The organism is Euzebyales bacterium (genome assembly GCA_035461305.1).
Taxonomy (GTDB): domain Bacteria; phylum Actinomycetota; class Nitriliruptoria; order Euzebyales; family JAHELV01; genus JAHELV01.
Genome location: DATHVN010000039.1, coordinates 1 through 10574, shown reverse-complemented (window position 1 = coordinate 10574; position 10574 = coordinate 1). Strand labels below are relative to the sequence as shown.

Below are 10574 nucleotides of genomic sequence, written 5' to 3'. Positions count from 1 at the left end.
CCCACCGTGGTCGCAGGGCCCGACTTGTCCGGCCCTTGCCGCTGGTCCTGTCCACTCCCTGCAGACGACACACCGTCACCTCCGGCGGCCCTCCCGCCAGAAGTGCCCGAGCGGGCCTTCGCCCTGGCCGATCGCCGGTGCGTGGCGGATGGCTCCATCCACGTACGCCCTGGCGTCGCGGAAAGCGGCCTCGACGTCGTGGCCGAGCGCCAGCCCTGCCGCCATGGCTGACGCGAACGTGCAGCCGGTGCCATGCGTGTGCCGCCCGGGGTGTCGCGGTCCGCGCACTACGACCGGTGTGTCGTCCACCAGCAGCAGGTCCGCCACGTCCTCGGTGTGCAGGTGCCCGCCCTTGATCACCACGTAGCGCGGGCCCAGCGCGGCCAGACGTCGCGCGGCGTCCAGCGCATCGACTTCGGTGCGGACGGGTTGGCCGGTCAGCGCTTCGGCTTCGGGGGCGTTCGGCGTGATCACGAGCGCGATCGGCAGCAGGCGACGGCTCAGGGCGTCCACCGCATCGGCATCGAGCAGGCGGTCGCCGCTCTTGGCCACCATCACCGGGTCGAGCACGATCGGTCCGGGGTCGTGATGGGCCAGGCGCTCGGCGACCGTGTCAATCACCGCCGCGGAGTGCAGCATGCCGATCTTCGTGGCGTCGGTGCCGATGTCGCCGAGCACCGCGTCGATCTGCGCGGCGACGAATGCCGGACGGACGGGCTCGATCGCAGTGACGGCGACGGTGTTCTGCGCGGTCAGCGCGGTGATCACCGACGTGCCGTAGCAGCCGAGCGCCGAGAACGTCTTGAGGTCGGCCTGGACGCCCGCGCCGCCGCCGCTGTCGGATCCGGCGATGGTCAGCGCGCGATGGTACGAGCTCACTGGTCGCTCCCTGTGGTGCTTGTCTCACCGGTCCTGATCTGGGCGACCAGGTCCGCCGCCGCACGACGGGGGTCGGGGGCCGCACACACGGCTGACACGACAGCGATCGCGTCGGCGCCCGCGGCGATGGCGGCCGCGGCATTACCGGCGTCGAGTCCGCCGATGGCGACCAGTGGATGCCGCGACCGCCGGCGCACCCGAGCCAGCCCGTCCAGCCCCCAGGCCCCCAGCGTGTCGCGCTTGGTGGGTGTCTCGAAGATCGGGCTGACGCCCAGGTAGTCGACGTCGGCGTCCTCGGCCTCGACGACGTCGTCCATCGACTCGACCGACAGCCCGAGGACCGCGTCCGGCCCCAGGAGCCTGCGGGCGGTCACGGGGTCGAGGTCGTGCTGGCCCAGGTGGACGCCGTCGGCGTCGATGGCCAGCGCGACGTCGACCCGGTCGTTGATGATCAACGGGACGCCGCGTGCCTTCAGGGGCGGGCGGAGTCGGCGGGCCGCCTGCACGAAGTCACGGGTTGTTGCATCCTTCTCGCGCAGTTGCACGTATGACGCGCCGCCGTCCACCGCTGCCAGCACAACGGCGTCGAAGTCCCTGTCGCCGATCAGTTCCCGGTCGGTGACCAGGTACAGCCCGTGCACGGCTACGCGTCGGTCCCCACCGCGTCACGCACGCGCAGGCGGTCGGCGATCTGCCCGGCTGTCAGCGTGTGTAGATGATCGAGCAGATGTACTTGCAGGCCGCCCGGGCCCTCCGCGTGCTCGGCGGCCAACTCCCCGACGATGCCGGTGACGGCGGTGGCGTGGGCGGCGGCGTGGACCGGGTCGGGTTGGACGGCGGCGAAGGCACCGCACAGGGCCGAGGCCGTGCATCCGAGCCCGGTGACCCGTGCCATCAGCGGATGCCCGTTGTCGAGCGCGAGGGTGCCCCGCGCTGAGATCACCAGGTCGGTGGCGCCCGTGACCACGACGACCGCGCCGGTGCGGTCGGCCAGATCCGCCGCGGCGCCGACCGCGGACTCGGAGGACTCACTGCTGTCGACGCCCTTCGTGGTCGCGCCGGCGGCGGCGACCGCCATGATCTCCGACGCGTTGCCGCGGATGATCGTCGGCGCGACGTCCTCGATCAGGGCGTCGGCCGTCGACGTGCGGTACGCGGTGGCGCCAGCGCCCACGGGGTCGAGCACGATCGGTATGTCGTGCTGCTGTGCCCCGCGCATCGCGATGTGCATGGCCTCGACCCACGCCGGGCTGAGCGTGCCGATGTTGACCACGAGCGCGCCGGCGAGCGCCACCATGTCGGCGACCTCGTCGACCGCGTGGGCCATGACCGGCGACGCGCCAATCGCGAGCAGCGCGTTGGCGGTGCTGTTCATGACCACGTAGTTGGTGATGTTGTGCACCAGCGGGCCACGGTCGCGAATGGCGGCGACGTCCTCCCAGACGCCGTCGGCGGTCACCGGTGCGGACAGATCTGACATGTGTGCGCTCCCTACGCTGGCATTATCCAGATCAGGTCGTCGGGTCGAGGCATCGGTTGCCTCCTCTCAGCTGGCTGACCAGCTCCCCGGACGGGTCACACGCGGCCCCGTGTCTGCGAGCCTAGGAGGCCGCCGGCGCGGCGGCAACGGTGACCGACGGTGCCGTCAGGTGCTAGAACCTGCAGTGGTGCGCATCGACCAGGTGCCACGGCTGAACGTGATCCACGGAAAGGGACCGTCCGTGCGCGTGCTCGTGACAGGCGGCGCCGGCTACATCGGCTCGGTGACCGTCGTGCAGCTCCGCGACCACGGACACGACGTCGTGATCATCGACGACCTGCGCAGCGGGCACGAGGACCTGGTGCCCGACGACGTGCCGGTGATCAAGGCCGACGTCGCCGAGCCGGACAGGTACCGTGACGTGCTCCACGGCGTCGATGCGTGCGTGCACTTCGCTGCGTCGATCGAGGCCGGCGAGTCGATGCGGCGCCCCGAGGCGTTCTTCGCCAACAACACAGCGGGCACGCTCCGGCTGCTCGCTGCGCTGCAGGACGCCGGGGTGGAACGGTTCGTCCTTTCGTCGACCGCTGCGGTGTACGGCGATCCCGAGCGTCTTCCGATCCACGAGCAGGACGCGGCCAACCCGACCAACGCGTACGGTGAGAGCAAGCTGCTGATCGAACGGACGCTGGCGTGGATGGCCCGGCTGCGGGGCATGCGCTGCGCCGCACTGCGCTACTTCAACGCGTCGGGGGCGACCCCGGACCGCGGCGAGGACCACGACCCCGAGACGCATCTGATCCCCCTCATCCTGCAGGTGGCGGCCGGTCGCCGCGACGACATCAGGATCTTCGGCACCGACTACGACACGCCGGACGGCACGTGCGTCCGCGACTACATCCATGTCAGCGACCTGGCCGACGCGCACGTGCGAGCCGTCGAGCGCGCCGGTGGTCCCGGCCTGCTCGTGTGCAACCTGGGCAACGGTGACGGCTTCAGCGTGCGCCAGGTCATCGAGACGGCGCGCGAGGTCACAGGCCACCCGATCCCCGCGGTCGAAGCGCCCCGCCGTCCCGGCGACCCCGCCACGCTCGTGGCGTCGTCGGTGCGGGCGCGTGAGGACCTCGGCTGGCGCCCGCAGCGCGCCGACCTCCACGAGATCGTGGCGTCGGCCTGGCGCTGGCACCGCACACGCTGGGGTGTGGACCGATGAGCGCCGACGTCGTCCTGCGCGTCGCGATCGCCCAGAGCGAGAACCGCGTCGGTGACTTCGCGGCCAACGTCGCACGCATCGGCGACGCCATGGACTGGGCGGAGGACGAGGGTGCCGACGTCCTGGTACTGCCCGAGCTGGCACTCACCGGCTATCCGCTCGACGATCTGGTCACGCACGCCGGGTTCCTGGCGGACGCGGATGCGGCGTTGGCCGATCTCGCTGCGATGTCGGGACGCACGGCCGTGGTGACGAGCACCGTGCGGCGGGTTCCGCTGCAGCGCCACGACGACACGCAGACACGCGACCGCACGATCACCGCGGCCGTCTTGCACGACGGTGAGGTCCGCGGATACTACGACAAGGTCCTGCTGCCGACCTACGGCGTGTTCGACGAGCAGCGGGTCTTTGCCGCTGGCACCGACCCGGGCCGCGTGTGGCGGCTCGGTGACGTGATCGTGGGCATCGCGGTCTGCGAGGACGCGTGGTCGGGTGACGGCCCACCGGAGGCGCAGTCGGCGGGGGGCGCGCAGGTGCTGCTGCTGCCCAACGCCTCGCCGTTCGACCGTGGCAAGGACCAGCGCCGCCTGGGGCTCGTGCGCCAGGTCGCGCGGCGCAACGGGGTGCCCGTCGTCTACGTCAACAGCTACGGCGGCGTCGACGACCTGGTCTTCGACGGCGGCTCGCTGGTCGTCGACGGCACTGGCGACCTGTGCTACCGGGCGCCGCAGTTCGTGGCGGACCGGGCGGTCGTCGACCTGGTGCTTCCCGCGGCACGTCGGACCACCACGACGGCCATGACGATCCACACCCGCCCGTTGCCGCATCGTGCGACCCCCGCCGCGCGCACGCCGGCCGAGCCCGCCGACCCGCTGGCGCAGGTGTGGCAGGCGCTCGTCGTCGGTACCCGCGACTATGCCCGACGCAACGGCTTCGACGAGGCGGTCGTGGGGGTCAACGGTGGCACCGAGTCGGCGGTGACCGCGGCGGTCGCCGTCGACGCGCTCGGTGCGGCCAACGTGATCTGCGTCGTCTCGCCCGCGAGCCGGACGTCGGCGTCGGACCTCCACGACGCGCGGATTGTGGCCAAGCTGCTGGGGGTGCGGCTGATCGAGATCGACCTGGCTGGTGTCGTCGACGAGCTCGCGACGGCCGTGGGGCGCACCCTCGACACGCTCGACGATCGCGCGGACGAACGCCTCGTCCTGCGCACCCGGGCCGCGGCGCTGTGGGCGGTCGCCGACGAGGGCGATCGCCTGCTGCTGGCGACCGGCAACAAGACCGAGCTGTCGGTCGGCTCGGCGGTGCAGGGCGGTGACCTCGTCGGCCACTTCGCTCCGCTCGCCGACTGTCCCAAGACCCTCATCGCCCGCGTGGCCGCCCATCGCAACCTGCAGGGGACCGTGGTGCCCGGGCACGTCCTCGACAAGGCCGTCACGGCCGAGCGCGCCGACAGCTCGCCGGTCCACGACTGGTCGATGATCGACGAGGTGCTCGAGCGCTACGTCGAGCGCATGCAGCCGCTGGAGGAGATCCCCGCCGACGTCGCCGACCGTGACGACATCGAGTGGGTGGCGCGGCAGGTGATGGACTCCGAGCTGCTGCGCCGGCTCGCGCCGACTGGCGTGCGCGTCACCGGTCGCGCATTCGGCAAGGACCGCCGCGTGCCGATCGCCCAGGCCTGGCGGCCGCGATTCTCGGTCCGCAACGAGGAGAGTGGCGCGGTCGTCAGCGAGACCGGGCCGGCCGAGGAGGGGCCGGCGACCGGCACGGAGCCACCCGCCGCGCGGACAGCTGCGGGACAGTGACAGCGATGACGCTCGGATGGTCCGGCGCACGGCCACGTTTGCGGTCGGCGTGGACGGGCAGCACTTGCTTGTGATGTCAGCGCACCGCTCGACCATCTCCGACCTCCCGCACGCGCTCGACTCGGCCGAGCTGTGGCGCGAACGCCTGGGCTCACGTCCGCCTGCGTTGTTCCTCGACTACGACGGCGTGCTCACGCCGATCGTGGACGACCCGGCCGCCGCGACGCTCGGCGACGACATGCGGGAGGCTGTGCGGCAGGCGGCCGACCGGCTCACCGTCGCGGTGATCAGCGGCCGCGACCTCGACGACGTCCGCGCGATGGTCGACCTGCCGGGGCTCGCCTACGCCGGCAGCCACGGCTTCGACATGCTGCTGCCGGACGGCAGCCGCGAGCGCAAGGGCGACGAGTACCTCGACGACCTCGACGCGGTGGAGCGGGCGCTGCGCGACGAGCTGGCTGACGCCGAGGGCGTCACGGTCGAGCGCAAGCGCTATGCGATCGCGGTGCACACCCGCCGTGCGCGCGACGAGGCGACGCGGCGCCGCGCCGGGGCGGTCGTCGACGACCTGGCCACTGACGTGGACCGCCTCCGCGTGACCGGTGGCAGGGAGATCAAGGAGTTCCGTCCGGACCTCGACTGGGACAAAGGCCGCGCGCTCGTCCGGTTGACGGAGGTCCTCGACCTCGACGTCGACCGGCACCCGCCGGTGTACTTCGGCGACGACCTGACCGACGAGGACGCGTTCGCCGCGATCGCCCACGATGGCGTGGGCGTGGTGGTCGCCGGCGCCGAGGACCGCCCGACGGCCGCGCACGTGCGGCTCGACCACCCCGGCCAGACCGAGCAGCTGCTGCGGTTCCTGGCTGAGCTCACGACGAAGGCCGACTGATGGGTGACGAACCGACGCTGATCGTGGCCAGCAACCGCGGCCCAGTCAGCTGGGAACGTGACGGGGACGACCTGCGCGCCGAACGCGGTGCCGGCGGGCTGGTGTCGGCGCTCGGCGAGGCGATGGCGGGCGGCGAGAACACGTGGATATCGCTCGCGCTCGACGACACGGACCGCGAGGTCGCCGCCGAGCACGCCGGCGAGGCGTTCCAGGTCGACACCGACCGCGGGACCTACCGGCTGCGCCTGCTCGACGTCGGCGACCGGCTCGACCCGCACTACAACGTCGTGTCGAACCGACTGCTGTGGTTCACGCTGCACGAGCTGTGGGGCGCGCCCTACGAGCCGAACGGCGCCGACTGGAGCGACCCGTGGTACCACGGCTACACGGCCGTCAACGAGGCGGTGGCCAACGCCGTCGTCGACGCCGCGGACGAGACGAGCGAGATCCACCTGCAGGACTACCACCTGCTGACCGCGGGCGCGACGATCCGTTCCCAGCTGCCCGAGGCGGGGCTGCTGCACTACGTCCACACGCCGTGGGTCGGCCCGGAGTACCTGCGCATGCTTCCCGACCGCATCTCGATGGGGATCCTCAAGGGTCTGCTCGCTGCCGACGTCGTTGCGTTCTCGTCGCCGTTCTGGTCCGAGGCGTTCCGGCGCTGCGCGATCGACCTGTTCAATGCCGACGTGTCCGGCGACATGGTCACCCTCGGCGACGACGAGACGGTGGTCGCCGACTTCGTGCTCGGTGTCGACGCGGACGCGCTGGAGGAGCAGTCCGACACCGACGACGTCCGGCAGGCCGCTGAGGGCCTCGAGGCGCAGCTCGACGGCCGGCGGCTGCTGCTGCGGGTCGACCGGACCGACCTGTCGAAGAACATCCTGCGCGGGCTGCTGGCCTACGAGCAGCTGCTCGAGCGTCATCCCGAACATCGCGACCGCGTATGGCACCTGGCACTGCTCGACCCGTCGCGACAGGACGTCCCCGAGTACGTGGCCTACCTCGAGGCCTGCCGGGAGGCCGCGGACCGCATCCGTGAGCGGTTCGGCGACCACGTGCTCGAGTTCGCCGTGGGCGGCGACTACCCACGGGTGCTGGCCGCGTTCCGCAGGTACGACGTCATGCTCACCAACCCGGTGATCGACGGCACGAACCTCGTCGCCAAGGAGGGTGCCGTGCTCAACCGTGCCAACGGCGCGATCGTGCTGTCGCGGACGGCCGGCGCCGCCCACGCGCTCGGCGACGATGCGCTGCTGGTGAACCCCTACGACGTCGAGTCCCAGGTCGATGCACTCCAGCGGTCCCTGACCATGGACGCCGACGAGCGCGCCAAGCGGGCGTCGGCGCTGCGGGAGGCGTCGTTGCGCGGCAGCCCACGCGACTGGTTCGCCGCGCAGCGGGCACGCTTGTCCTCAGTGGTGCACGGGCGCTAGGCGGATCCCGCGCGGTCCCGCCGCAGGCGGTCCCCGGACCGGGTGACTGCGCTATCGTGCGCCGGTGAACCGACCGCGAGAGGCGAGAGGCCATGGGGATCCTGATCCTGCTGCGACACGGCCAGTCGACGTGGAACGAAGAGAACCTGTTCACCGGGTGGGTTGACGTCGACCTGACCGAGCTGGGGATGCAGGAGGCGACGCGCGGTGGTCGAGCGTTGGCCGACGCGGGCCTCCTGCCCACCGTGTGCCACACGTCCGTGCTGGTCCGCGCGATCCGCACGGCATGGCTCGCGCTGGACGCCTGCGAACGGCAGTGGATCCCGGTGCGCCGCTCCTGGCGGCTCAACGAGCGGCACTACGGCGGGCTCCAGGGCCTCAACAAGGCGCAGACGGCTGAGCGGCACGGGGACGAGCAGGTCCACCTGTGGCGGCGCAGCTATGACGTCCCGCCGCCGCCGATCGAGCCTGGCTCCGAGTACGACCAGTCGGGCGACCCTCGGTACACGCGGCTGACACCGGAGGTCGTGCCGTCGACTGAGTGCCTCGCCGACGTGGTCGTGCGCATGATGCCCTACTGGTACGACGCGCTGGTCCCCGACATGCGCGCCGGCCACACGGTGCTCGTTGCCGCCCACGGCAACAGCCTCCGCGCCCTGGTCAAGCACCTCGAGCACATCTCGGACGCCGCCATCCCGGCGCTGAACATCCCCACCGGCGTCCCGCGGGTCTACGACCTCGCCGACGACCTGTCGGTGCGGTCGGCCGAGTACCTCGGCGACCCCGCCGAGGTCGCTGCGGCCACGGCGGCCGTCGCCGCGCAGGCGCAACGGGGCTGAGGGGTGGCCCCGCCGGTCGGTCACGAGGCGTCCACCGTCGAGCAGGCGCGCGCGTGGTTGGAGGTCGACCCCGACCCGGAGACGAGGGCCGAGCTCGAAGAGCTCATCGCCGCCGATGGTCCGAAGCTCGAGGAGCGCTTCGCCGGCCGGCTGGCGTTCGGTACGGCCGGGCTGCGTGGTGCGCTCGGAGCGGGGCCCAATCGGATGAACCGTGTCGTCGTGCGCCAGGCCACCGCCGGCGTGGCCGCGTGCCTCGCGCAGGACGCCGACCCTGCGCGCACGATCGTGGTCGTCGGGCGCGACGCGCGGCACAAGTCGGACGTGTTCGCGCGTGACGCCGTCGCGGTGCTGGCCGCGGCGGGCTTCGACGTGCGCTGGTGGGCCGACCCGGTGCCCACCCCGTACCTGGCGTACGTTGCCCGGCTCCTGGGCGCAGGCGCGGGCATCCAGGTGACGGCATCGCACAACCCGGCCGCCGACAATGGCTACAAGGTCTACTGGCGCGGCGGTGGCCAGATCACGCCCGACGTGGCCGACCGCATCGCCGCGGCGATCGACGAGGTGGCGACGCCGACCGACATCGAGGACGCGCCGGCGGGTCACGCGCTTCCGACTGACCTGATCGACGCCTACCGCGCCGCAGCGCTGCGGCTGCTCCCACCCGGGTCCGCGCGGGACCTGTCCATCGCCTACACGCCGCTGCACGGCGTCGCGGGTGCGCCGACGGTAGCGCTGCTGGCACACGCGGGCTTCGCCGACGTCGCCGTCGTCGACGACCAGTTCACGCCCGACCCCGACTTCCCGACCGTGTCGTTCCCCAACCCCGAGGAACCGGGCGCACTGGACGTCTGCGTCGCGCTCGCGCGCGAGCGCAACGCAGACCTCGTGCTCGCCAACGATCCCGACGGTGACCGTGTCGGGGCCGCCGTGCCCGACGGCGACGGCTGGCGCCTGCTGAGCGGCGACGAGATCGGGTGCCTGCTCGCGGACTACCTGCTCGAGCAGCGGCCGGGGAGCGACGAACGGGTCGTGGCGACGACGGTCGTGTCGTCGCAGCTGCTCGCACGGATCGCCGCCCACCACGGCGTCGGCTACGTGGAGACCCTGACGGGCTTCAAGTGGCTAGCCGATGCCGCCGAGCGCGAGGCGCGGGCTGGTCGCACGCTGGTGCTCGGCTATGAAGAGGCGCTGGGTGTCATGATCGGCGACGCTGTGCGTGACAAGGACGGCATGTCCGCCGCACTGGTGCTCGCCGACTGCGCCGCGCGGGAGAAGGCACGCGGGCGACAGCTCACCGATCGCCTGGACGACCTCGCGCGCCGCCACGGCCTGCACGCCAAGGCACAGACCTACGTGCGTTACGAGCCCGGCGACGACGTGCCGGGCCGCGTGCTCGCGCGCCTGCGCGAGGATCCGCCGGAGGTGCTCGCCGGCTCCGAGGTCACCGCCGTCAGCGACTTCGAGCGCGGTCAGCAGCGCGCCGGCGACGGCACGATCACGGCGATCGACCTGCCCCCGACCGGGATGATCGCGATGACGCTCGCGGACGGGTCGCGCATGCAGGTCCGTCCGAGCGGGACGGAGCCGAAGCTGAAGTTCTACGTCGAGGTGGTCGAGTCGGTCGGCGACACCGTCGACGCCGCGCGCGAACGCGCAGCCGAACGCCTCGAGGCGGTGGTGGCCGGCCTGTACGCCGCGACGGGCCTCGACGCGCCGGCTGCGGAGGTCACCACGACTGCGCGCTAATGTAGATGGGGTTCTGTGCGGTGTTCCACCCACGGGTCGGGGCGCCGCTTCATCGTGTGATAGGCAAGATCATGCCAGCTGGTACCGTCAAGTGGTTCAACGCCGACAAGGGCTACGGCTTCATCACCCCCGAGGGTGGCGGGTCGGACCTGTTCGTGCACTTCTCCGCCATCCAGATGCGCGGCTACAAGTCCCTCGACGAGGGACAGCGCGTGCAGTTCGAGGTGACCGAGGGCCCGAAGGGCCCCCAGGCGAGCAACGTGACACCGGCGTAGTCGGCG

General features: G+C 72.0%; 10 protein-coding genes and 1 riboswitch. Of the genes, 7 read left to right on the top strand and 3 right to left on the bottom strand.

The features are described from left to right. Window positions 1–75 precede the first annotated feature (75 nt). From thiD to thiM, 3 genes are all read right to left on the bottom strand, one after another. Window positions 76–879, bottom strand: coding sequence for a bifunctional hydroxymethylpyrimidine kinase/phosphomethylpyrimidine kinase (gene thiD, locus VK923_03675; protein ID HSJ43764.1), 804 nt, complete (start codon window positions 877–879; stop codon window positions 76–78). Further along, entirely contained in the window at window positions 876–1520 is a 645-nt protein-coding gene (thiE, locus tag VK923_03670) for a thiamine phosphate synthase (GenBank protein HSJ43763.1), read from the bottom strand. The genes thiD and thiE overlap by 4 nt, the downstream gene beginning before the upstream one ends. A gap of 2 nt (window positions 1521–1522) precedes the next feature. Further along, window positions 1523–2359, bottom strand: a complete 837-nt coding sequence (gene thiM / locus VK923_03665; GenBank protein HSJ43762.1) for a hydroxyethylthiazole kinase — start codon at window positions 2357–2359, stop codon at window positions 1523–1525. Beyond that, window positions 2350–2458: riboswitch (TPP riboswitch) on the bottom strand. Its footprint overlaps the gene before it by 10 nt. Before the next feature lie 70 nt (window positions 2459–2528). Here thiM and galE point away from each other — a divergent pair. The 7 genes from galE (at window position 2529) to VK923_03630 (ending at window position 10568) form a co-directional block, all read left to right on the top strand. Beyond that, the gene (gene galE / locus VK923_03660) at window positions 2529–3572 is read left to right on the top strand and encodes a UDP-glucose 4-epimerase GalE (GenBank protein HSJ43761.1); all 1044 of its coding nucleotides are present in this window, start codon (window positions 2529–2531) and stop codon (window positions 3570–3572) included. Continuing rightward, window positions 3569–5380, top strand: a complete 1812-nt coding sequence (gene nadE / locus VK923_03655) for an NAD(+) synthase (GenBank protein HSJ43760.1) — start codon at window positions 3569–3571, stop codon at window positions 5378–5380. The genes galE and nadE overlap by 4 nt, the downstream gene beginning before the upstream one ends. Before the next feature lie 16 nt (window positions 5381–5396). Next, window positions 5397–6272, top strand: a complete 876-nt coding sequence (otsB, locus tag VK923_03650; protein ID HSJ43759.1) for a trehalose-phosphatase — start codon at window positions 5397–5399, stop codon at window positions 6270–6272. After that, window positions 6272–7708 (top strand): trehalose-6-phosphate synthase, encoded by a 1437-nt coding sequence (locus VK923_03645; GenBank protein HSJ43758.1) that lies wholly within the window; start codon window positions 6272–6274, stop codon window positions 7706–7708. The genes otsB and VK923_03645 overlap by 1 nt, the downstream gene beginning before the upstream one ends. A 92-nt stretch (window positions 7709–7800) precedes the next feature. Beyond that, complete coding sequence (locus VK923_03640; GenBank protein ID HSJ43757.1) at window positions 7801–8547, top strand: phosphoglyceromutase; 747 nt, start codon at window positions 7801–7803, stop codon at window positions 8545–8547. Between the two features lie 3 nt (window positions 8548–8550). After that, window positions 8551–10293, top strand: a complete 1743-nt coding sequence (locus tag VK923_03635; protein ID HSJ43756.1) for a phospho-sugar mutase — start codon at window positions 8551–8553, stop codon at window positions 10291–10293. 56 nt (window positions 10294–10349) lie between these two features. Beyond that, window positions 10350–10568 (top strand): cold shock domain-containing protein, encoded by a 219-nt coding sequence (locus tag VK923_03630; protein ID HSJ43755.1) that lies wholly within the window; start codon window positions 10350–10352, stop codon window positions 10566–10568. Window positions 10569–10574: the final 6 nt, after the last annotated feature.